General features: G+C 64.5%; 25 protein-coding genes. 17 read left to right on the plus strand and 8 right to left on the minus strand.

What is annotated here, in order from left to right:
• Positions 1 to 73: 73 nt before the first annotated feature.
• The 6 genes from AC1Q5S_RS20975 to AC1Q5S_RS21000 are packed head-to-tail and all read right to left on the minus strand — an operon-like array spanning position 74 to position 6,655.
• Complete coding sequence (locus AC1Q5S_RS20975) at positions 74 to 1,285, minus strand: KAP family P-loop NTPase fold protein (protein ID WP_492239354.1); 1,212 nt, start codon at positions 1,283 to 1,285, stop codon at positions 74 to 76.
• A gap of 46 nt (positions 1,286 to 1,331) precedes the next feature.
• The gene (locus AC1Q5S_RS20980) at positions 1,332 to 3,374 is read right to left on the minus strand and encodes a helicase HerA-like domain-containing protein (RefSeq protein ID WP_492239355.1); all 2,043 of its coding nucleotides are present in this window, start codon (positions 3,372 to 3,374) and stop codon (positions 1,332 to 1,334) included.
• Complete coding sequence (locus AC1Q5S_RS20985; RefSeq protein ID WP_492239376.1) at positions 3,371 to 4,012, minus strand: SIR2 family protein; 642 nt, start codon at positions 4,010 to 4,012, stop codon at positions 3,371 to 3,373. The genes AC1Q5S_RS20980 and AC1Q5S_RS20985 overlap by 4 nt, the downstream gene beginning before the upstream one ends.
• A gap of 3 nt (positions 4,013 to 4,015) precedes the next feature.
• On the minus strand, positions 4,016 to 4,624 hold the full coding sequence (locus AC1Q5S_RS20990) for a hypothetical protein (RefSeq protein WP_492239356.1): 609 nt from the start codon (positions 4,622 to 4,624) through the stop codon (positions 4,016 to 4,018).
• Between the two features lie 40 nt (positions 4,625 to 4,664).
• Positions 4,665 to 5,561: an antitoxin gene (locus AC1Q5S_RS20995; RefSeq protein WP_492239357.1), complete on the minus strand. Its 897-nt coding sequence runs from the start codon at positions 5,559 to 5,561 to the stop codon at positions 4,665 to 4,667.
• A complete protein-coding gene (locus AC1Q5S_RS21000) occupies positions 5,561 to 6,655 on the minus strand; it encodes a hypothetical protein (RefSeq protein ID WP_492239358.1) in 1,095 nt (364 codons plus the stop codon). The genes AC1Q5S_RS20995 and AC1Q5S_RS21000 overlap by 1 nt, the downstream gene beginning before the upstream one ends.
• Here AC1Q5S_RS21000 and AC1Q5S_RS21005 point away from each other — a divergent pair.
• The 4 genes from AC1Q5S_RS21005 (at position 6,639) to AC1Q5S_RS21020 (ending at position 8,872) form a co-directional block, all read left to right on the plus strand.
• A complete protein-coding gene (locus tag AC1Q5S_RS21005; RefSeq protein ID WP_492239359.1) occupies positions 6,639 to 6,890 on the plus strand; it encodes a hypothetical protein in 252 nt (83 codons plus the stop codon). The genes AC1Q5S_RS21000 and AC1Q5S_RS21005 overlap by 17 nt on opposite strands.
• Before the next feature lie 187 nt (positions 6,891 to 7,077).
• The gene (gene radC, locus AC1Q5S_RS21010; RefSeq protein WP_492239360.1) at positions 7,078 to 7,599 is read left to right on the plus strand and encodes a RadC family protein; all 522 of its coding nucleotides are present in this window, start codon (positions 7,078 to 7,080) and stop codon (positions 7,597 to 7,599) included.
• Positions 7,600 to 7,758: 159 nt separating this feature from the next.
• Positions 7,759 to 8,313, plus strand: a complete 555-nt coding sequence (locus AC1Q5S_RS21015) for a thioesterase family protein (RefSeq protein WP_492239361.1) — start codon at positions 7,759 to 7,761, stop codon at positions 8,311 to 8,313.
• Between the two features lie 211 nt (positions 8,314 to 8,524).
• On the plus strand, positions 8,525 to 8,872 hold the full coding sequence (locus AC1Q5S_RS21020; RefSeq protein WP_492239362.1) for a DUF2958 domain-containing protein: 348 nt from the start codon (positions 8,525 to 8,527) through the stop codon (positions 8,870 to 8,872).
• A gap of 33 nt (positions 8,873 to 8,905) precedes the next feature.
• Here the strand turns inward: AC1Q5S_RS21020 and AC1Q5S_RS21025 are convergent, their stop codons facing one another.
• Complete coding sequence (locus AC1Q5S_RS21025) at positions 8,906 to 9,574, minus strand: DUF6988 family protein (RefSeq protein ID WP_492239363.1); 669 nt, start codon at positions 9,572 to 9,574, stop codon at positions 8,906 to 8,908.
• Positions 9,575 to 10,107: 533 nt separating this feature from the next.
• On the opposite strand from AC1Q5S_RS21025, the gene AC1Q5S_RS21030 reads away from it, so the two are divergent.
• From AC1Q5S_RS21030 to AC1Q5S_RS21045, 4 genes are all read left to right on the plus strand, one after another.
• Entirely contained in the window at positions 10,108 to 10,935 is an 828-nt protein-coding gene (locus AC1Q5S_RS21030) for a DUF932 domain-containing protein (RefSeq protein ID WP_492239364.1), read from the plus strand.
• A 98-nt stretch (positions 10,936 to 11,033) separates the two neighbouring features.
• Positions 11,034 to 13,043: a ParB/RepB/Spo0J family partition protein gene (locus tag AC1Q5S_RS21035; protein ID WP_492239365.1), complete on the plus strand. Its 2,010-nt coding sequence runs from the start codon at positions 11,034 to 11,036 to the stop codon at positions 13,041 to 13,043.
• A 342-nt stretch (positions 13,044 to 13,385) separates the two neighbouring features.
• Positions 13,386 to 14,138, plus strand: a complete 753-nt coding sequence (locus tag AC1Q5S_RS21040) for a hypothetical protein (RefSeq protein ID WP_492239366.1) — start codon at positions 13,386 to 13,388, stop codon at positions 14,136 to 14,138.
• A gap of 730 nt (positions 14,139 to 14,868) precedes the next feature.
• On the plus strand, positions 14,869 to 15,180 hold the full coding sequence (locus AC1Q5S_RS21045) for a DUF736 domain-containing protein (protein WP_086920778.1): 312 nt from the start codon (positions 14,869 to 14,871) through the stop codon (positions 15,178 to 15,180).
• Positions 15,181 to 15,238: 58 nt separating this feature from the next.
• Here the strand turns inward: AC1Q5S_RS21045 and AC1Q5S_RS21050 are convergent, their stop codons facing one another.
• Complete coding sequence (locus tag AC1Q5S_RS21050; RefSeq protein WP_492239367.1) at positions 15,239 to 15,529, minus strand: helix-turn-helix domain-containing protein; 291 nt, start codon at positions 15,527 to 15,529, stop codon at positions 15,239 to 15,241.
• Positions 15,530 to 15,822: 293 nt separating this feature from the next.
• On the opposite strand from AC1Q5S_RS21050, the gene AC1Q5S_RS21055 reads away from it, so the two are divergent.
• The 9 genes from AC1Q5S_RS21055 to AC1Q5S_RS21095 form a co-directional block, all read left to right on the plus strand.
• Complete coding sequence (locus tag AC1Q5S_RS21055) at positions 15,823 to 16,176, plus strand: DUF2958 domain-containing protein (protein WP_492239368.1); 354 nt, start codon at positions 15,823 to 15,825, stop codon at positions 16,174 to 16,176.
• A 295-nt stretch (positions 16,177 to 16,471) separates the two neighbouring features.
• Complete coding sequence (locus AC1Q5S_RS21060) at positions 16,472 to 17,302, plus strand: DUF2285 domain-containing protein (protein ID WP_492239369.1); 831 nt, start codon at positions 16,472 to 16,474, stop codon at positions 17,300 to 17,302.
• Between the two features lie 84 nt (positions 17,303 to 17,386).
• On the plus strand, positions 17,387 to 17,695 hold the full coding sequence (locus AC1Q5S_RS21065; protein ID WP_492239370.1) for a helix-turn-helix domain-containing protein: 309 nt from the start codon (positions 17,387 to 17,389) through the stop codon (positions 17,693 to 17,695).
• Between the two features lie 35 nt (positions 17,696 to 17,730).
• On the plus strand, positions 17,731 to 18,576 hold the full coding sequence (locus AC1Q5S_RS21070; protein WP_492239371.1) for a replication initiator protein A: 846 nt from the start codon (positions 17,731 to 17,733) through the stop codon (positions 18,574 to 18,576).
• A 244-nt stretch (positions 18,577 to 18,820) separates the two neighbouring features.
• A complete protein-coding gene (gene parA, locus AC1Q5S_RS21075; protein WP_492239372.1) occupies positions 18,821 to 19,459 on the plus strand; it encodes a ParA family partition ATPase in 639 nt (212 codons plus the stop codon).
• The gene (locus tag AC1Q5S_RS21080; protein ID WP_492239373.1) at positions 19,456 to 19,728 is read left to right on the plus strand and encodes a chromosome partitioning protein ParB; all 273 of its coding nucleotides are present in this window, start codon (positions 19,456 to 19,458) and stop codon (positions 19,726 to 19,728) included. The genes parA and AC1Q5S_RS21080 overlap by 4 nt, the downstream gene beginning before the upstream one ends.
• Positions 19,729 to 19,781: 53 nt before the next feature.
• The gene (locus tag AC1Q5S_RS21085) at positions 19,782 to 20,306 is read left to right on the plus strand and encodes a DUF2840 domain-containing protein (protein ID WP_492239377.1); all 525 of its coding nucleotides are present in this window, start codon (positions 19,782 to 19,784) and stop codon (positions 20,304 to 20,306) included.
• Positions 20,303 to 20,866 (plus strand): S26 family signal peptidase, encoded by a 564-nt coding sequence (locus AC1Q5S_RS21090; protein ID WP_492239374.1) that lies wholly within the window; start codon positions 20,303 to 20,305, stop codon positions 20,864 to 20,866. Before AC1Q5S_RS21085 ends, AC1Q5S_RS21090 begins: the two co-directional genes overlap by 4 nt.
• A gap of 271 nt (positions 20,867 to 21,137) precedes the next feature.
• Positions 21,138 to 22,390, plus strand: a 1,253-nt coding sequence (locus tag AC1Q5S_RS21095) for a relaxase/mobilization nuclease domain-containing protein (protein ID WP_492239375.1), incomplete at its 3' end; no start/stop codon positions are given.

Raw genomic sequence — 22,390 nt, forward strand, 5'->3', positions numbered from 1 at the left:
ACGCTGGTACGAGGCACAGCGCAAAAAGGCCGCGTGACTTGTGGGTTAAGAACTCCACCAAGCAGGGGCAAGGTCACACCTTGGCGAGAGCCGACTCATCAACCCCGACGCCCTGAGCCCGAGACATCGACATGCGAATCGACAATGCGTTCAGGAAACGTTTGATCAAGCGCGGGTTACCAGCGATACCACTTGCAATTGTCATCAATGGCGCCAGCCGATCTGCGGCATCGAGGCGCGCAATCAACACATCAGACAGCTTGTCGTTCAAGCCCCTGAGAAACTTAAGATCGACTCGCTTTCCTTGCCAGGTTCGCCCCAACTGCGAGCACACCTCTTCTCGAATTCGTCCTTTCTCCTTGGGGTCAAGGTCGCTGTTCTCGACAAACAGCATCATCATGTACGCACGAACCTCCTGCGTACCCAACGGCGGAACACGAATCGGAACCTGAATGAGCTTATCGAAATAGTTGATGACAAGCTCATCGTCCACGCCCTGGAAGTGACGCTTGACGGCGTGCTTGATCATCTGGTCATCAGCAGCGATAACGAAGGCCGTGTGCTCCAAGAACAGGAGGAGACGAATGGCTTCCAACGTGGAGATCGTGGTTTCCGGGAGGCACCGATCCAGATCGTCGATGAGCACCACCAATGTGACATCCATTTCCTTGAGCAAGTCTTCGAAACTCGCGCGCAGAGCTTCAATCTCCTTTGGCGGTGAAGTGGCCTTTTTGGGCTTGATCAAGCCTGCCGCCGCTTTTTCAGCTTCTCCCGCCGCCGCTTTGGCTGCATCAATCGCTTCCTTGTCGAGGTCTCCAGCGACTAAGCTCTTTCCGAATCCCCAGAGTTCGCCGAGGAGGCCTGTTGGTGGCAGCCCCAACGCCAGTGAGACAGCCGAGCCGGATGCAAGCTTGATCGCACGAAACCAGTTGACCCGCTCAAGTAGGTCCTTCGCTTTGTCAATCCCAGTCTTTCGCTCTTCTGCCTCCTTCGCCAAAGTCGAAGCGACCACTTCGATCAGCGCCGCGCGCGCATCGTCATAGCCCTGGTAGAGCCACGCATTGAACTCGACAAAGAGGAACTTGCTCGGCTTAGCATCCTCGCCATTCCGCGCTGACAATTCGGTGCGGATCAGCTTGATCATCGAAGACTTCCCGACACCCCACGCGCCGGAAACGCCAATTGAAATAGGCCGCGACTGCGCCTGCTCGATGATCTCGGCGACCGTCTTAGCAATACCGCCGAAATTCAGAAAATCCTGTGTCGTCTCGTTGTCTGTCCACATCGTCGGATGTCCTCTTTATCTAGCGTTGCCGAGTTGAGCCACACACTCACACGCGCGAACACGGGTACGAGTTCTTGATGTAGACATGCAGAAATCTTCCCTTTGAATCCGAGGCCAGGAAATCGTGATAAACCGACTCCGGTACGTTGTAGTACTGGTATGTGCCACCACTCTTGAATTCGACCTCCAAGGTCTCTGATGCAGCTTCGTAGCCCGCGGACAAAATCGTGGACGAAGCAATCATTTCGCGTTCCATGGCGGCAATCTCCTCGGGCTTAAGTTTTTCGCGCGCATAGCGGGCAGCAGCCCACAATGAATTTTGAGCGCGCCACGACGCAGCGAGCCGTGTGTAATCTTCGTCGATGCGCGCCCCCTTCCAGCGAGCTGCAACTGCTGGGTCTTCACTCTGTGGGCGATGCTCTTCGTTCGGCAGCGCGATACGGCAGCGCAATGGGAGGCGTGCGGCTTCCCCCGTAATGATCGCCTCACCAGTTCGCAGAACGGGAAGACTCTCGACAATGCCGGACAGGTTGTCCGGCAGCGTGCCTTGGACTTTGCTGCGATCTGCCGCATTGGAAAGCCGCAATGCGATGAAGGTGCCGCACTGAGACAGGATCGTCTCGTCGACTTCGGAGGGACGTTGACTGACGATCATCGCGCCGATACCGAATTTGCGGCCTTCCTTGACGATCCTTTGCACGATGTCGCGTGCTGGGCCGCCGCCCTCCTTTGAGAGATAGCGGTGCGCCTCCTCCATGACGACAAGCATGGGACGGTGAATGCCACCCTCGCTCTTCTCGCGCCCCCAAAACAAGCCCTCGTAGATGATCTTCAAGATGGCGGCTATCAGCTGCGCGAGAACGGCACTTGGTATGCCGGAGAGATCCAGGATCGTTATGGGCTTTCCGTGGCCGAGCCAGGTACTTAGCAGATCTGGCAGATCTTTGTCGGTACTACCGTCTATCTTGGGTTCCCATGTACCTGGGTGCAGTAAGAAGTCGAAGCGTCGATCGAGAAGACGCGATCGCATTTGATCCAAGGGCCGCCGGATGCTGAGCACGCCAATGTTGTTGATGAATGGTGCCGTCGACCCCAAGCCGTTTGGTTTGTACTTCGGCGCCTTGAGTGTTTCTGCGTCGCCCGCCTCCATGAGCGCAGGCTTGGTCTTGGCCGAGTCTTCCCAAGTTTTGATCTCCGGATCGACCAGTTCAAACCACAGCTTCTTCAGACTGAACGGAATGGGGCTATCCGCCGTCATCGACGTGACGTCCAGCCCTGCGAACGCCACCGCATTGGCGAGCGTCATCTTGTATTCCAGGACCTTGTCCAGGATTTGGCTCGTGGCTTTGTCGTCGAGCTTCCCCATCAGGAAGGTCAATAGGTCAGCCGGGTCAAGTGCCCAGAACGGGATGTGCAACGGTTCCTCGCCATCACCGGGGTTGACCCGAAAGACCGTAGCTATGGATCTCAAGGCACGGCTGTACTCGCCATGGACATCGAGTAGGAGAACGCTCGCGCTTGGAAAGCCACCCTGCACCTCACCGGCTTCTCCCGTGACGATCGATCGCAGCAGACTTGCAACCGTTGTCGATTTCCCTGCCCCAGTGGAACCAAGCACAGCACTGTGTCGTGTGACGAGTTTGTCCAGATCGATCCGGACTGAAATTCCTTCGGCGTTGGCCAAGCGGCCAATGACGACCTGCCCGCCATCAGTCGAGCCGTATATGACCGCCAGATCTTCCTCGATGACCAAGTGCACTTCATCGTTGACGCTGGGGTACTGGCTAATCCCACGTTCGAAGGACGAGCCGACGATCTCACCAACCAATTGAATCGTCATCCAACGGTCGCCGCGATCATTGGGTTCGCGCACTGCCGCCGGTGACGCGTTTGCACCGACCTCGGCGACGATACCGTACAGGTCGTGATAGCCCTGCGGAATGCGCACGAAACTTCCGACCTGACCTATGCGATAGCTCTTGCCCCCAATGATGGCGATGCCTGAAGCCACACTCGGCGACTGACGGATGCTCACCGTCGCGCCTGTCACGGCGCCAACGTATCCCAATAGCGTCGGCTTCGAGTTCATGCTTGGCCAGCGGCGGAACCCGCTGCCGACAACGGCCCGTCGACTTGGGGAGCGAGTTCGACAGTCCCGGCCAAGGTGTCTACTACCGGTGCAGCGGAAGGGAAATGCTGCGCAGCGCGCGACGATGCGAAGAACCGCGCGAGCCGATCAAAGCGCCCAAGTTGAAATTGCGCTGCCCCGCTTTTCTCGTCGATGCCCCAGTAGGTCGCTCGGATCGCCCCCCAGTCGCGTGTCGGCAAGTCACCCGGCATCCAAGTAGCGGCAATGCCGTTGATCATGGCTTTGTCTGGGGAATACAGACTCATGTTGGCGCGACGCCCCGCAATGTCGCGGGCATGAACTTCCTGGTCGAGCGGTTTGAACTGAAATGCGAACACGCTCGCAGAAGGATTGGCCGCCAAGCATTCATCGATCCGCGCGGAAATGTGCGCATCAGCAAAAGAAAAACCGGTGGCAATCAGCAACGTGTCCGGCGTCATCAGGAATGCTCGTAGTCTGTCGAAGAGCGCGGCATACGGCGCCTTCTGCGTCTGGTCGTACTTGAGGTGCTCTGGGAACACCAGGTGCGTCGCATTGGCTTGCCCGGTACGCACAACCTCGCCTTTTGCGTTGGCGGCCCAGCCAAGCGATCCATGCAGTTTTCACAAGCGCGTCCAACGCGCCGGCAAGTCATTACTGGCAACCGAAGACGGATCGAAGAATGGTTCACTTGCACCGCTGAAGCCATCAAAGAACGGGACACGTGTGCGTTCCAAGGCTTGTTCGAATAGCAAGTCGTAGTTGGTTGTGAAGATTTCGACTGGGTGCTCGCGACCTGTACCGCTGATCCATGTCACAAACTCAGTGTAGGGCGAAGTCCCCTCATGAAGGGGCCTGTTAACGATGGTGCCAATCTGCTCGCAGATCGCCTCGCTCAGCTTCTTGTACCCTTCCCCATCAAGGTCATGAACCTTCGTTTTTCCGATGACGCCTGCCAGACTCCGCACCCGCGATAGGATCGTTTCGATGTTGGCCGTATCGAGTTCGGCACACACGGAATCCAAGGCCTTGCCGTAGCTGGGTTTCAGAGCCTCCATCACCATTTCTGTGAGGCCGGCCACAGCAGGAATCAACGGCTTGTCGCTGCCAGGTGGGAATATGCCGGCTGGTGCGCCCGCTCCGACCAACAAACCAATCCGCTTGCGCCCCTGGGCAATGATCTGCCGCAGGCTCGCCATATATTGGTCCGGATTGTGGACACTGACTGTCATTTTTACTCCTCCCTCCCATCTATAGTTTTTACCAGATCGCTTATCTGATTCGAGCAAGGAGTTGCTCTATCAAATCGCAGGCTTGCCTCTGCCGTAGCGCCCTCGCTTCCCGCAGGTCGGCCTCGTCACCGTCACCTTGTTCGAACCTGGCAACCGAGACCGGGCCATCTTTCCGGTATCCCTCTGTCTTCCCGTCGCCAGCGAAGCGGCTGCGCAAGATGGCCAGTGATGTATCGACCACGGCGCCATGTTTGCCGACGAGTTCCTGCCGAAAGGCTGCAGCCACAGCGTCAAGCCCTTCTGGCGCGTGTTCGATGCAATAGATCAGGTCATGCGCATCCTTGCGCTCGAAGCGCTGGTCGAATGCGAAGGACTTCAAACAGGTGAAGCTGACGAGGTTGGCGTGCTTGATCTTCTCGGTGGCCACACCGTTGCCACCCAGCAACTCGGCTTGGATTTCGGTGACCTGGTGCAGGTCGAAGACGATGGACGAATGCGGGATGTTCAGCGCCGAGATCGTGCCTTCGGTTGGCAGTGGCTGTACCTTGCCGCCAGCGATGTCGGGCGCGTCGGCCAACAGCTCCAGTACCATCAGCGCACCGTGCTCGGTGCGGGTCTGCCAGCGCCATGAGAGCTTCTTCCCGGCTTCGTTTTCGGCACGCTCAAAGCCCATCCGCTTGAGGTTGTCCTCCAGCGTGTGGTAAGCCTCGGTGTCGGCCAGGATCTGAAGGTCGATGACGATGTCCACGTCGAGGGTGCCAGCATGCGCGGGCACGACCGGTGGCCGTGCCGGGACAAGGTATCGCGGCGTGAGGCCGCCGACCAGGTAGACAGAATCCTTCCAGGGTCCGAGCCCGCGCAGCAACGTCACGAGGACGCGTTCGCAGTCCACCGTGTATTGGTCGCTGTAGCCGTCGAGTGTTGCAGGTTTGGCCATCAGAAGCCGATCCTTTCTTTGCGGAAGTGCTCGGCCATTTCCTTCGATCGACCTTCGCCGCGCACCAAGTCAAGGTAGATCTGAATCGGGCTGGCCAGCCAAAGGCCATCCTTGCGCTCCCGGAACAGCAGCTCGCCAGTCGACTTGGTCTCGATCACAGCCAGGTTGGCCCCTTCGGTGACCAGTCGTGCACCCAGGCCGCTCAAGGCGGCGTCAGCGGCTTGCCCAGGCAACAGCCGCAGGCGCACCTGGGACACGCTGGACAGGAAGGGTGCAAGCCGCTGGGCCGCAGCCTCATGGCTGATGGCGTACTCGACGCCTCGCCTTTCCAGGGTTTCGGCCAAACGCATCGGCAATGCGTCCGGTTTGGTCGCCGACACGTAGTACCTGCGCAGCGCAGGCGCTTGATCGCCCTTCACCTGCTTGGCCCAGGCGTCGAGCAGTGCCGTAGGTTCGCGAAGGTGGCGCTCCTTGCTGGGGCCCTGCCCTCTCGCATCAAGCCAATCGAAGCGCTCCAGCTCGGTCAGCACCTGCGATGTCGTGGCTGGCGACACCTGCGCCAGCTGGGCCAGTTCGGTGACGCCAAACCACGCCTGACGATGAAGGAGCAGTGCGTGCAGCACCTGGGCGCGTCGGCCAGAAAACAGAGAGCGGATCGACTTGACCAGCGTCTTGGGTGGAGGCTTGTCGATATAGAGGTAGATGCCGGGCGCGGGCAGGTAGAGGCTTCCACCACTGTCGTAGTAGCCCACTCCCTCGCTCCTGAGGAGTTCCTTGGCGCCAGGCGAGATCGACTCCGCCGCGATCAGCGACACGACCGCGCCTGCATGGCTGCCTGCCCAAGCACGGCTGGCATCCCGAATCTGCCAGATCACCTGGCGTACATCGCGGGGGTAGACCACCTTCTTGGCTTCGACCAGCACGGCCAGCGACCTCCCTGCCACGTGCAGGTCGACCGCAGCGTCAAGCCCTCGATCGGGTCGACCGCCGGAAAGCTCCCAGCGCCCCACATCCGCATGGACGTCGGGAATCTCGCGCAACGCTTCCACGAGGCGCGAAACCAACTGGTGTTCGGTCATGGTCAGCTCAAGCATGCTTTTGGGCGGTTTACTGCACAGTGAATTTCTGCACTTTATCGAATTTTCCAGAAAATCGCAATATTTACTGTTCAGAAAATATGCAAGTTCACTGACGTCTCGGCGTTCCGCCGCCGGGCTCGCGGGCTGCGCCCCGGGCTTCGTGCCGAATCCCGGCCATCCGGCTTTGATCCCTGACGTCTCCGCGGCGTTGCCGCTGCGCGCTGCGCTTGCCTGGGCTGTTGTGGCGTGAGGGCGTGGCGGTCTTGCTGTGCCCTTTCAACCTACCACGCCGTTCTCGCCGTCAAGGGCTGTGCGTGCCCTGCACGCTGGCGTCCTGGCGGCCGTCTCTGGCTGCGCCTTTGACCCTTGACCGCTTGCGCTGCGGCGTGGGTGGCCGGTTCCGGGCAATCCCGCCCGATTCTGAACCGGAGCCGATCATGTCGCAGCTGTCTTCCCTGTCGTTCAACTCTTCCACCGATTCCTCCCTGCTCGTTCGCGATGTCGCGGGCAGCTACCGTCCGGCCGAGCCGGCAGAGGTTCTACAGGCTGCGCTGCGGGTGTTGGCGAGTCAGTTGCGTGGTGCCGAGATGCTGTCGTCGCCGCAGGCTGTGCGCGACTTCCTGCGCATCAAGCTGGGCACGCTGGAGCACGAGGTATTCGCGGTGATCCACCTGGACGCCCAGCACAGGGTCATCGAGTACGTCGAGATGTTCCGCGGCACGGTGACCCAGACATCGGTCTATCCGCGTGAGGTGGTCAAGGAAGCCATGGCACACAACACGGCGGCCATCGTTCTGGTGCACAACCACCCGTCGGGCGTGGCAGAGCCTTCACGGGCTGATGAGCATCTGACCCAGACCCTCAAGAGCGCGCTGTCGCTGGTGGACGTACGGGTCATCGATCACCTGATCGTGGCCGGGCCGACGATTCTGTCCTTTGCAGAGAGCGGGCTACTCTGAGCACGCACAACCGGGGGCCACTGAGGCCCCCGGTTCTGATTGCACTCCTTCAAGCCAGCTACGCTCGAGAACGCCTGAGTGGGTTGAAGATGCGACGCATCCAAACGAGGATCGAACGCTGTTCCCGTTACCCCGCTTTGACAGGGGTTCGGAGAGCGAATGCACGTCCTCAACTCATATCCCTATCCCATGAACCACCAGGGCATCAGTGAAATTTCCTTTGAAGAAACCTACAGCGTACCGCCGGAGCAGACGGCCCGGGCACTGTTCTCTCGGCTCCCGCATGGGAGCGACTATGCGCAGAGGCTGATCGAATGCCTGGCGACCGGGTATCTGGTCGCCGTCGTCGAGTCCATCTGCATCCGCGAGATGCAACGGCATGTGGATGCCGACTCGGAGGTCGTGGTGGGTCGGAGGATCGAACTGGAGCACAAGGGGCCGATCCCGCCAGGATCAACCCTGAAGCTGCGGGGATGGGTGGAGCGACTGGGAGAGCGAAGCGCGAAATTCCGCGTGCAGGCATCCGACGACCACGAACTGGTTTGCGACGGCTGCGTCATCTTGGTGGTGGCGCCTCGAACCTCGATGGAGTCGCGCATTGCCGTGAAAGTCGATGCACTCGCGACGAAATCTGAGGGAGACCTGGTTGAGGAAGCGCACGACAGGTGTTCCTCGCTGGATTCGTTCAGCCGCCTAGAACCGCAGATTCCCTGAACGCACCCTGCCCTTCCAGGGGATCAAGTAAGTGGGGTTGGGCTGGCTTGCTGTTGCATCCAGCGTGCCACGCCGTTCTCGCCGTCAAGGTCGGCGCGTACCTGCGATGCGCTGGCGGCCTGTACGGCCGTCTTCGAACCTTGACCGCTGCGCTGCGCCGTGACCCGGAGGCTGCGGGCAATCCCGCCCGGCATTCCTTCTGGAGTTCACCATGAACGCACTCATCACCGACGAGCAGCACGTGCTGCTGCTGACCAACGGCCGCGAATCGTTGCAGAACCCTGACTTCGATCCTGCGCCCGTGGTCAAGCTGTTCACACCCGACGCCGGCGCAACCTGGCTGCTGACCGAGATCGACCCGGGCGACCATGACCATGCTTTCGGTCTGTGCGACCTGGGCCTGGGTGCGCCCGAGCTGGGCTGGGTCAGTCTTCAGGAACTGATGACGGCACGTGGTCGGCTCGGGTTGCCGGTTGAGCGCGACCTGCACTTTCGCGCCGAAAAGCGCCTGAGCGCCTACGCGCGGGACGCACGGCTGGCCGGACGCATCCTCGTCTGACCAGCCACCAGGGCGTCGCGGACACCCTGGTTTTCAGGGTTTGATCAGATCCGGCAGGCAATCGGCGAACGCCGGCTGGATCTTGCTCATCGGCTTGACAATGGATTCGTCGCCGGTGAGCACCGCCATCGTCATGCCGGTCATGGTGCTCAAACCATTGGAGTTGCGCAGCACCTGCAGCGCCAGGTGCACGGGAAAACCATCGGCACTGCGCCGCAGCGGGTGGATGCCGCCGTGCACGAAGGAGTTCATGGCGTTCCAGGACACGTCCTTGAACTGGGTCAGCATCCCGTGGGCTGCAGCCGGCACGCCCTGCCCGACCCGCTTGCCGATCTGCTCGATCATTTCCTTTGCGCTGGGCAGGTTCTTGGCAGCCTGCTCGGTTTCCAGTGTGAGCGGGGCCGACAGTTTCTCGATGGCGGCATCGCCGGCCGCATAGATGAGCCACATCGAGCGGGTTAGCGCTTCGAACTGCAGCCGCATCAAGCTGACCGCCGAGGTCGGCAGTCCCAGCGCCATCAAGGCACGTAAGGCGGTCCCGTGTTCCATGGCCACCACACACATGCCCAGAGCGGCCTCGCCACGCGCAGACCCGTCGAACTCGGCCTCGTCGAGCAGCTCGTTCAGCCGTTCGTGCAAGGCATCCGAACGCAGCAGCATCTGCTCCAGGGGTTCGGGGTGGTTCTGGTCTTTCTCGATCATGTCGTCATCGTAGACCGCTCCATGAAACCGGGCATCGCCGGCCCTGTGAGTCTGGCCGGCCGCGCTGTCGTGCTGCGCACCGAGCCCCCGGTCCCTGCCGTCCCGCGGTCTCGTCCCTGGCGGACTTTCATCGTTCCCTTCCCTCCGGTCGGCTGACGCCTTCGGCCCGACCTCGCGTCCGGGCCTGCGCGCTGCGCTTGCGTGGGGTCGGCGCCATCTGCGGCCAGGGGCCACTGGCGCCCTCTTCCCTCGTCCATCACCACTTGAGCGACCGTAGCCCGCCGCCCGGTGCCGTCAAGGCGCGCCAGGCCGTGTCCTCGGCTTCGCCTGCGGGCCGCACCAACCCTGGCGCTTGCCTCCTTGACGGCACCGGTCAGCGCGCTCCTTTGGTCGCGGGCGATGAACTCAGGAAAGACGGTGGCGACGGGGCCGGCCCAGGTCTCTGCGCCGACCCACCGGAAGACCCGAAGAGGGCTCCGAATCTAGGAATCCGGTGGGGGTTTTCAACAGCCAGCTTCATTTGGAGAAATGACATGCAACTTGCTTCCAGATTCGCACCGCGTTCGCCGGTGCTGCGTTCCGAACTTCCGCTGTCGGATGACCAGATCCGTGCCGTGGCCCCGTCGATCTTTGCCGAGGCGCCGCACGGCAGCCGCTCTGAGCGCTACAGCTACATCCCCACAGCTACCGTGCTGCAGGAACTGCGCGGCGAGGGCTTCCAGCCCTTCATGGTGTGCCAGACCCGCGTGCGCCAGGACGACCGGCGCGAGTTCACGAAGCACCTGATCCGGCTGCGCCACGCCAGCCAGATCAACGGTCGCGAGGCCAACGAAATCATCCTGCTCAACTCCCACGACGGCACCAGCAGCTACCAGATGCTGGCCGGGATGTTCCGTTTCGTCTGCCAGAACGGGCTGGTGTGCGGCGACACCGTGGCCGACGTGCGCGTACCGCACAAAGGCGACGTGGCCGCCCAGGTGATCGAGGGCGCCTACACCGTGCTGCAGGGCTTCGGACAGGCACAAGAATCGCGCGAGGCCATGCAGGCAATGACGCTGGACACAGGCGAATCCGAGGTGTTCGCGCGGGCCGCGCTGGCCCTCAAGTACGACGACGCCGAGAAGGCACCGCCCGTCACCGAATCGCAAATCCTGATGCCGCGTCGCCACGACGACGACAGGCGCGACCTGTGGAGCGTGTTCAACCGCACCCAGGAGAACCTGATCAAGGGCGGTCTGACGGGTCGCAATGCCAACGGGCGCCGCCAGAGCACCCGCCCCGTGCAGGGCATCGACCAGAACCTGCGCCTGAACCGCGCCTTGTGGCTGCTGGCCGATGGCCTGCGCCAGCTCAAGGGCTGATCCCCTTTTCATCCCCCCCGCGCGCGGCGCGCAGGGCTTGAACTCGACGCCGCGCCTCTTCCCGCCTTCCTCATGCACTCACCCAAAGGAGTTTCGCCATGAACGCACTCACCCATCCAGAAGCCCAGGCCCTGCACGCCATCCCCGCACCGCAGGTGCCCGCCCAGCCCTCACAGCAGATGCTGCTCGTTCCGCTGTCACGGCTGCGCCCGTCGCGCCGCAACGTGCGCAAGACGGCGGGGCCGTCCATCGAAGCGCTGGCAGCGAGCATCGAGCGGGTGGGCCTGCTGCAGAACCTCACCGTCACCCTGGCTGCGGACGGTGGGCATTACGAGGTGGTGGCCGGAGGTCGCCGCTTCGCGGCCCTCAAGCTGCTGGCCAAGAAACGCCGCATAGCCAAGGATTGGGACGTGCCCTGCCTGCTGGTGGCCGACAGCAGTGCGCGCACCGCCAGCCTGACCGAGAACGTGCAGCGCGAGGCCATGCACCCGGCCGACCAATTCGAGGCCTTCGCCGCCCTGGTGGCCGAGGGGCGCCCGGTGGAAGACATCGCGGCCGACTTCGGCGTCACGCCGCTGGTAGTACAGCGCCGCCTCAAGCTCGCCAATGTCTCACCCCGGCTGATGGCCGACTACCGCGCTAACGCCCTCAATCTGGACCAGTTGATGGCCCTGGCCGTGACCGACGACCATAGTGCCCAGGAGGCCGCGTTCTATGAAGCACCCGAATGGCAGCGCAACCCGACAGCGCTGCGCCAGCGCCTGACCGAAAGGGAAATCTGCGCCGACCATGCACTGGTGCGCTTCGTCGGCCTGGACGCCTACACCGCGGCAGGGGGTAGCATCCGTCGCGACCTGTTCGCCGACGACGAGGACACTGGTGCCACTCTGACCGATGCCGTGCTGCTGGAACGGATGGCGCGTGAGAAGCTGGAGGCGCTGGCCAAACCTGTGCGCGCCGAGGGCTGGGCCTGGGTGGAAGCGGTGCCGCACCTGAGCCCTGCCGAACGGCAGGCGTTCCAGAATGCACCGCGCACGCGCCGCGAACCCACGGCGCGCGAAGTGCGGCGCATGGAGGTGCTGCAAGGCCGCATCGCCCGCACCGACGCCGCGCTCGAAGAAGCCTACGACGCGGACGACGAGGACAAGGCCGAAACCCTGCACCAGCGCCGTGAGGCCCTGGCGGCCGAACTGGAAGCCGTGCAGTCCCAACTGAGCGGGCACGCGCCCGAGGTCCGGGCGATGGCCGGGGCCATCGTGACGCTGGACCGAGAGGGGCAGCCCCTGATCCACCGGGGACTGTTGCGCGACGCCGAAGCCAAGGCGCTGCGCGCGCTGAACGTGGCGCGCCAACGCGCCGCCAACGGGCAAACCCCTGGCGACGATGGCAGCGATTCGGACGGATCAATCACGGGCGATGCGCCGAACGGCACGGAACACCTGTCCGACCGGCTGGCGCAGCGCCTGAGCGCGCACCGTACCGCAGCCCTGCAGATCGAGCTCGCGCGCCAGCCCCAGGTGGCGCTGGCTGCGCTGGTGCACGCTCTGGTGCAGCAGACCCTGCAGGGCGGCTATCGCAACGCCTTGCCCCTGGGTTTGCGCCTGAGCCTTCGTGATCGACTGGAAGACCTGGCACCCGACTGGCCCGAGTCGCCCGCCGCGCTCGCGCTGCGCGAACTGCGTCAGGCATGGGCCGACCGTCTGCCACAGGAACCGGGCGAGCTGTTCGCGTTGCTGCTGGACAAGTCCCAGGACGAACTGGTGCAACTGCTGGCGCTGTGCACCGCCGCGGCGGTGGACGTGGTGACGCCCCGCACGACCGCTATTCAGCCGGGCGCTGAACTGGCGCAGGCGCTGAGCCTGAACATGGCCGCGTGGTGGAAACCCACTGCCGACAGCTACTTCCAGCACGTGCCCAAGGTCGCCATCCTGAACGCGATGGCGCAGTTCGCGCCGAATGAAGTGTCCCACCTTTCCAAGCTCAAGAAGGCCGAAATTGCGCAAGAGGCCGAGCGACTGGCCGAGGGCAGCGGCTGGATGCCCGCCGTGTTCGGCTGTGAGGCGCCAGCAGCCGTGGAACGCACCGAGGCGGATGCGTCCGACGATTGACTCGGGCAGTCGGCAAAGCACTGCAAGGCCCCGGCGCTTACCGCCCGGGGCCTTGTTGCTTTTGACCTGGGCGCACGCAGCATGGGCTGAACGAGGCCTCAGAAAATCGCCACGCCGCCGCCTTCGATCAGGCGTCGGCGTGGCGGCGCGCAAGGTCTTGCGCGGGCGCTTCCTGCCAACGCGTTCGGCATCAGCGCATAGAATGCCGATACAGCCGCGTCACGCTGAACCTGCTGCCGGGTTAAACGACGTTTCTTGCCTCCCTCTCTGATCGCAGACCGTGTCCATTCCTCCGGTCGGTGCGTAATCGGCAGTCATCGACCATGCACAAAGGAATTTGGCATGTCTGATTCGACATTCTTCGTCTCCGCTGCGGCCGTGCGCAATCTCAAGCACAGTGCCCAGCACCGCGTGAGCGGTGTCTCGTCCTCCCATCTCAGTGAAGCCCTCGCGTCGGCGCTCGGCTTCAAAACGCATGCGGCGCTGCGTGCAGCACTGGCCGGTCGAACGACCGTCGAGGTGCCCAAACCCAGCAATGCGCGCATGGTGCGGCGGCTCCAGGAACTGGGCTACAACGCCACAGAGGATCTGCGCCTGGTCCCAGAGTTCGAGCACTCGTACTCGCCATTCCGCAACTTCCCTCTGAGAAGGAAGCGCAGTGCACGCTGGATGGGCTGGCGCAACCTGGTGGTCGCCGCCATCAACGCCGGGCTGGAGCAACGCCTGTTCGGCCTGGAGCCCAGCGACAACTGGTGGCCGGGCAGCGATCCACACAGCCAGCGCTGCAAGCGGCACATCTACCGCTTTGGGCTTAAGGACGGCCGTACGGCCGTGGCCAGTGTGGATGCCATCAGCGGCGACGAGCTGTCGATCAACGTGGTGCTCGATCCGCGGCATGAAGGCATTGAGCCCGACCGATTCAATGGTCTGCGCGATGGCGACGCCCATGCACACGCATGGATGGAGCGGCGCCTTGGTGCATGGATTCAGGACGGCGGCGAGGACTTTTCCTGCAAGCGTGTGGTCCAACCCTGGCTGGCCCAACTGAAGATCGACGCCAAGGGCTACTCGGACCAGGGAAGCTTCTTCATGTGACTTGGGCTGTGGTGAGCCCCGAGGTGGGCGTGTCGGCGCCCTGCGCCGCCAGGCTCTCGGGCTGCGCCCCGTGCCGTCATGGCCGTCACGGCCCTTCTGCTTCGATCCTTCACGCCTGCGCGCTGCGCTTGCCTGAGCGGGCCGGAAGCGTTCGCGCTCCGGCATCCGGCCCTGCATCACCCTGCCGTGCGAGGCGGGTGCTACGCCCGTACTCGCTGCGCTGGGTTGCCTGGCATGCCGTCTTCCCTCACGCTGGCGGGTAGGTCGCAGGGGGTGCCACAGACCGCAACGTGTGGGCACCGTCCTGGTTGACCTGGCAGGCGGCGTGCGATGCGGGGCGCCGGGTGGATGCTGCAGGGGCTTCTCGCGTTGTTGCGACTCCGACCGATGACGCAAGTGTGGTGGCCGCTGAAGTCTCAATACAGGCATGGTGAACGTGCTCGGCCAAGAGGCCTTTCGGGGGAGGTGCATCCCAGGCGTCCTTGTCTCGTCGTGAATCCTGGCGGGGTCGCGGCTGCGCCTCGGGCTTGATGGCCGCAACCGTACGGCCCAAGAAATTTCCCCTCCGCTGCGCGGATTCCTCGCGAGGCAAATTTCCCGTGCCTGCCGGTCCTCCACGCTGTTGCGGCCCCTTCGCTGCGCTGCGTGGTGCAGCCCGCCCGTCCCCCGCCTGACGGATCACAACAAGGACGCGATGGGCGCGACCTTGGCAACCCGAAAGGAAATCACCATGGCCAACATTGGCACCTTCACCGCTCAGAACGATGGCTTCATCGGCACCGTTCGCACCCTCACGCTCAACGTCAAGGTCAAGTTCGTGCGCAACGACAAGGGCAGTGAGAACGCCCCCGACTACCGCATCCAGGCCGGCACCGGCTACGACATCGGCGCCGCCTGGAAGAAGGTCAGCCAGTCCGAACGCCCCTACCTCTCGGTGACGCTGGACGACCCCTCGTTCCCGGCGACCATCTACGCCCGCCTGATCGAGGAAGAAGACGGCACGCACAACCTGATCTGGTCGCGCAGCAAGCCCACGGCCTGACGGCCACGCCGATCCCGCCGCCCCGGCGGGATCGATGCTGCAGGGCAGGCCTGCAATCTCAGGCCTCGGTCGAACCCAGTTGGGCTTCGGTCGCGGCCATCAGGTCGGTTGCACCGCACTCCAGCGCTACTGCGATCTTGAAGATGAGCGGCAGCGAGGGAATGTGCTCGCCGCGCTCGATCTTGCCCATGTGCGAGCGCTCGATGCCCGCGCGGTGCGCCAGCGCCTCCTGGGCCATGCCCTGCTCCGAGCGCAGCGCGCGCACCGCCGCGCCGAAGGCTTGCACCAGTTCGGCATCGAAGGTGGTGGCGCCAGCCGGACGGCCAGCCTGAATGGGACGCTTCTGCATGGACAGAAGCGTCCTGTTTAGAGAGAATTAAAACCACGTTATCTTTAACTCAAAACCAATACCTGCCGCCGCTTTGGTGCTTCCCCTCTTGGGTGTTTTCGTGTTTCTGCGTAAAACCTCAGAGCCACATCGGCGCATTCGAGCATTCACGTCATGCCGACTTTCAGCCTTCGTGCAAAGGTGTTTTTCTGCAAAAGCGGCTCTGCGCCTTTGCGGGCAGGCATGAAACCGGCTTTGCGATTCCGTGCTTCTGATGCAACGCAGGTTTCCGCACAGCGCCACGCACTCTGACCATGCCGGCTGAACCCCTCATCACCGACGAACAGCGCGCGCAGCTACTGGCCAACGGCCATGTTCGCGCCTTTGACTTGCAGGCCGACCTGTGGCCCGTGGTGCGCCTGTTCACGCCGGACGCGCACGCGACCTGGCTGCTCGCCGCCCTGAACCCCGCCGACGGCGACACCGCCTGGGGCCTGTGCGACGTGGGCATCGGCATGCCTGAGCTGGGTAACATCAAGCTGTCGGACCTCGCAGCCATCGTCGGTCCCAACCAGCTACCGGTGCGGCGCGACCTGCACTTTCAAGCCGTGCGACCGATGTCGGAATACCTGCGACTGGCACAGGACAACGGCTCGATCACGGACTGAGCACTCCGCAACGCCACACATCAGACCCGGACGGTCTGAATGTCACCAACACGCTTTCGCCGTCACCATTCAGACCCAAACGGTCATGACGAACGCGCTGTACCACGCCATGGTCAGCTTGCCACGATGGCATTGAGGCCACGTGGCCGTCGCCTCGGGCGCGCTCACCGCGAGCCCGGCCACTATCGGACGCAATGTCACCGCCCTGCACCTCTCAACCGGATCGCTGACCGATGACCGCGTAGCCGCTGCCAACCGATGCGACGTTCCCGCACAAGAACAGGGAGTTCGCACCATGGCAGACCTTACCGACGGCCAGCCACAGGCCGCCCAACCGCCGCCTTGGCACGCCAGCGCGGCCTACCTCTACGCGCTGCACCTCGACGGGCCGGCACTGGCCTGGGAGTACCTGCGACGCAACCCCGGCTACCGTTTGGCCTGGCGCATGCAGGCAACTAACGCCGGCGCAGCGCGGCCCTGGGGCCTGCGCACGCTGGAAGACCCGGCGCTGGACGCGCGTGAAGCGCTGCCCCACTGGCTCAACACTCGGGCTCACGCCATCCGCGTGGTGCCCGACGACGACGCTGGGCCCGATGACTGCCCCTTCGAGTTCTGGCGCCTGCCCGGCCGCAAGGCCTTGCAGCACGACGGCCAAGGCCTCGTGCTCGCCGCGCGCTGGCCGGGTTGCTGCACACGCATGGTGCTGGCGCCCGAGCTGCAAGACGGCATGCCGCACGCCTTTGCCGTGCGCGCCTGCCGCGCCCCAGGCTCACGCTACCGCGACATGGCAGCCGAACTCGACCAACTGACTGCCGCCTGCCAGGCTGAACCGCTGGCCACGACGCAGCCGCGCCCCTGTCCTGCTGCACTTCAAACGCTACACACCCTACAGGCCCTCGATGCCAGCCAGGACGGCGCCTCGCTGCGCGAGATCGCCGAGGGCCTGTTCGGCGCGACGGAGGTCGCGACCGACTGGCACGCCGACAGCGCCTTGCGCGCCCGCGTGCGCCGCCTGGTGCAGCGTGGCCGCGCGCTGATGAATGGAGGCTACCGCGAGCTGGCTGGGCTCGGTCCGCTGTCCGCAGCCCAGCAGGGACGAAACAGCCCCACCCCAGGTCGTCCCTGAGCAGAACGCCCGTATTTCCTGAGACTGCCTCTACCCGGCTGCAACCCCGTAGCCGGACCTTCCTGACCGATGGAGGCGCCTCTCATGCGACCAGCTCCCCTGCGGCCTTCTGCCGTACCCGCTCACCCGCCACAAGGCACTGCGCAGGCGGCTGCCAAGCCACAGCCGCCGCGCTACCTCACCAACGACGAGGCCGCCGACTACCTGCGCCTGTCCCCGCGCACCCTGGAAAAGCAGCGCGTGATCGGCGGCGGCCCGCGCTTTCGGAAGTTCGGCCGGCGTGTCATGTACGCCGTCACCGACCTCGACACCTGGGCCGACCAGCGCAGCTTCGAGGCCACGTCCGACCCCGAGTACGCCGAGCACCACTCGGCCGACAGCCGTGCGCGCTGAGGGGCGCTGCGCGCCCGCTCAGCCGCCTGTTGCCGATGTCCTTGCCCGCGCCACGCTCCCAGCGCCCGGCCGAACAGCTCGACCTGTTCCGCGCGCTGCCGGGCGACATGGCACCGCGCGACAGCCAGGACCTGATGGCCTACCCCTTCTTCTCGCTGGCCAAGTCGCGGCGCACCAAGCCCATCGACTTTCGCAGCGGCAACGTCGCCATCCGGGTGGAAGGCACGCAGGAGCACGGCATCGCCACCATCTGGGATGCCGACATCCTCATCTGGGCGGCCAGCCAGATCGTGGAGGCGCGCGACGCCGGGATCACCACCTCGCGGTTGATGCGAGCGCGCCCCTACGAGATCCTGCGCTTCATCGGGCGCGGTGTGTCGCTGCGCGACTACCAGCGCCTCAAGGCAGCGCTGGATCGCCTGCAGTCCACCACCGTGGCCACTTCCATCCGAGAAACCACCGGCCGGCGCCTGCACCGCTTCTCGTGGATCAACGAGTGGAAGGAACTGGCCGATGCCCGCGGCACGCCGCTGGGCATCGAGCTAATCCTGCCGGACTGGTTCTATGCGGGCGTGCTGGACGCCGCCTTGGTGCTCACCATCGATCCGGCCTACTTCGACCTCACCGGCGGCATCGAGCGCTGGCTCTATCGTCTGGTACGCAAGCACGGCGGTCACCAGCCTGGTGGCTGGCAGTTCGACTTCAAGCACCTGCACCGCAAGTCCGGCAGCACCGCCAAACCGAACGACTTCGCTTGCGACCTGCGCGCCCTGGTGGCGCGGCAGTCCATGCCCGGCTACCGCCTGGGCATCGTGCGCATGCCGGGCACGGGTGCCGAGGTGCTGACCTTCCGGCCAGTGCCACCCACGGCACGGGGATAAACGGTTCATGGCCTGTGGACGGGCTCGTGCCATTGGGCGTGTCTCGCCTCGTGCTATCCGGCGTGCCTCCATCGTGCCATCAGGCGTGCCGATCGGCCGCCAGCCCAATGGCGGCGCGGGTTTTCGTCGGCCGTAACGTACCTAACCAGATTCATCTAACTGGTAGTGAGAGCTCGCCGTTTCGGTGGACAAGTGCCGACCGGCACGCTGTCGCCGCCACGCTTCGAGCGGAAGGGGCCACGCCGTGATCCTTGCCCTGCTCAACAAGAAAGGTGGCGTGGGCAAGACCACGCTGGCCACCCACATCGCGGGCGAGCTTGCGTTGCGCAGTCATCAGGTGGTGCTGCTCGATGCGGACCCGCAGGGTTCTGCCCTCGACTGGACCCAACGCCGCAGCCAGCAGGGCCTGCCCCGGCTGTTCAGCGCCGTGGGGCTGGCCCGCGAGACCTTGCACCAGGAAGCGCCCGAGCTGGCCCGGCGGGTCGATCACGTCGTCATCGACGGCCCACCCCGCATCGCGGCGCTGGCGCGCTCTGCGTTGCTGGCGGCCGACCGCGTGGTCATCCCGGTGCAGCCCAGCCCCTACGACCTGTGGGCCAGCGCCGAGATGGTGGCGCTGATCCGCGAAGCCCAGGTGTTCCGCCCGGCGCTGCGCGCGGCGTTTGTCATCAACCGGCGCGTCAGCACCACGGTCATCGGCCGCGAAGCGCGCCAGGCGCTGGCCGAGCAACCGCTGCCCGCGCTGCGTTCGGAGGTGCACCAGCGCATCGTGTTCGCCGACAGCGTGGCTGCCGGCCGGCTGGCCTGTGAAACCGCACCCTACAGCGCGGCCGCGCGCGAGGTGGCAGCCCTGGTTGATGAACTGCTGCGGTGGCCGTCATGACGGAAGAACGCGCGCCACGCGGCATGCGCATCGCCATCGGCGTGCGCCCGCCCGCCAACCCACAGGCCGAGGCCTGGGTGCGCCAGGGCGATGGCGAAAACCTGCAGAAAGGCGATCTGTTCACCGCCCGCCTGACGCTGGACGTCACGCCCGCCATGCGCGCACGTATCAAGGTCTCTGCGTTTACCCAAGGCACCACTGTGGCCGAGCTGCTGCGCGCCTTGCTGGAGCGCGAATTCCCGGAATCCCGTTCGGAGACATCCCCATGAACATGCACACCACGCCCAATGGCACGGTTGCGCCAAGCGCAGCACATTCGCCAATGCCGCGACCTCTTCCGCTGCAACACAGCCCGGCAGGAACCCCGCCGCAGACCCGCGTCTCGCTGGCCTACGTCCACCAGCGCTTCAACCTCTATCTGCACTTTGGGCAGCCCGAACGCACCTTGCAACTCGACCACTGGCGTCGCTGTGCGGTCTTCAATTCGTCTGCCATCTTTTGTCGCGTGCGCTGGCAGGCGAACGACCATGGCACGACGCTGTGGCAGTTGATGGTGCTGCAGGCTGCCACCCCGCTGGACACCTGGCAGAGCCTGCCCGGCGTGCGCCCGGGCGCGCGTCTGTTGCTGAACGTCGAAGGTGAACTGAAAGTGCGCACCGTGCTACAGCAGATCGACGCCATCGAGGCCCAAGGCATCGACGCCTGCACAGTCGCCGCCGCGTACTGGGGCACGCTGGGCAACCGCCTTGCGGCCTGGACCTCCGGGCCGTCGGTCGCTCCACTTCAACTGCCTGCATACAGCGCCAACCGCCACGCCGCAGCACGGGCCGCGAGGGACTTGCCATGAGCAGCTCGCGTGCTTCCACACTTGCGCTCGGCAGCGCAGCGGCCGTCGCATTGGCTGCACTCGCCTGGGCGTCGTTCGCCAAGCCCTTGCCGCGCCTAGTCTATAACCCATCTGACAGCGTGCCGGTAGGCTGGTACCGCGTCGATCTGATGCTGCAACAGCCTACGTCTGACGCCATACCGGAGCCCGCACCGCTGCAGGTCGGCAGCATCGTGCTTGTCCGCCTGCCTGCTCACGCTGCTGCACTGGCTGCGCAGCGCGGCTACCTGCCGCTGCAGGTGCCGCTGCTCAAACGCGTGGGCGCCCTGGCACCGCAGCGCGTGTGCATCACCGGCCAGGCGTTGCGCATCGACGGCCATACTGAGGCAACCACCTTGCGCACGGACCGCCTGGGTCGTCCGCTGCACGGCTGGCCGCAGTGCCGCCGCTTGCGGGCTGGCGAAGTCTTCCTGCTCAGCGCAACAAATTCGGCCTCGTTCGACAGCCGCTACTTCGGGCCGGTGCGCAGCGTCGATGTTATCGGCACCGCGCACCCGCTGTGGCTGGAGGCCCAGCCATGACGGCAGCGCGACGGCAGTCGCCGCAGCCGCCGGTGCATCGCCTCACCGTGCCCGCCGACCCGGTGGACGGCACAGGTGCACGGAGAAAGATGCAGGGCAAGATAAAAGGTGGCGGCACCTGGCCGCTTGAAATCCCTGTCTGCACATGGGGGTGGCGAGGCACGCACCAAGAGGCGGCAGCGTGCCGCGAGGGTGCGCAATGCAGCATCTGTATTGGCGAAGGCGCGTGCTTTGCCCTCTCGACCGCGCCGCGCTTGGATGGAGGCGCCTGATGAGCCACAGCGATGACAACCGCTTTAGCGTCCGTCCTGGCACGCCGAAACAGCGCGGCGACGCCTTCATCAACAAGGTGCTGCGCCAGACCAACAAGGCCGGCGCCAAGCTCGGAAAGACGATCGGAAAGGCCGGCCAGCGGCCCGGCTCCCGGCTGGGGCGAGGCCATGTCGCGGCCCGCTTCGCCGGGGCCTCGCTCACGCCCCATGCCCGGCGCGTGACGATCAAGACGCGGCTCGTCAATCTGGCCAAAGCCGGGCCGCGCTCGACCACCGCGCACCTGCGCTACATCGAGCGCGAAGGGGTGGATCGTCAAGGCGGGCCGGGTCACGCCTATGGCCCGACGACAGACGCGGCGGACACCACCGCTTTCGAGGACAGAGGATGCGAGGACCGGCATCAGTTCCGCTTCATCGTTTCACCGGAGGACGCCGAAAAGCTCGACGATATGCGCACCTACACCCGGCACCTGATGGCACGCATAGAGGCCGACCTGGGCACGCGGCTGGACTGGGTGGCGGTCGATCATTGGAACACTGACAACCCTCACACACACGTCGTCCTGCGTGGCAAGGACGACACCGGCAAAGATCTCATCATCTCCCGCGACTACATCGCCCAGGGGATGCGTCACCGAGCCGCCGAACTGGTGACGGAGTGGCTAGGACCGCGCAGCGAGCTGGAGATCCAGCGCGCCGTTCAGCGCGAAGTGAATCAAGAGCGGTGGACGGGGCTGGATCGGACCCTGCAGCGCGAGGCCGTGGATGGTTTGGTGTCGCCGGAGACGCTGGCTGCACCCCGGCTGCAACGCCAGCGGCTAATGCTCATCGGCCGCTTGCAACGCTTGCAGCAGATGGGGCTGGCGACCGAGCAGCAGCCCGGCACCTGGGCCATCCATACAGACGCCGAATCCACGTTGCGAGCCATGGGCGAGCGCAGCGACATCATCCGCACCATGCAGCGCGCCATGAGCGGAAGGCAGCGCGAGCTGGCCGTGTTCCAGCCTGGCGAAGATGGCCGTGCCATCGTGGGCTGTGTGGTCGGCAAGGGGCTGGCCGACGAGCTGTACGACAAGGGCTACTTGGTCATCGACGGGATCGACGGCAAGGCGCACTACGTCGCACTGCCGCCGCACTTGGAACTGGAGCAGTACCCAACCGGCGCCGTGATGGAAGTGACCTTGCCCCTGCTTGGTGGAGTTCTTAACCCACAAGTCACGCGGCCTTTTTGCGCTGTGCCTCGTACCAGCGT

Source organism: Acidovorax sp. GW835-FHT14B10, assembly GCF_058793725.1.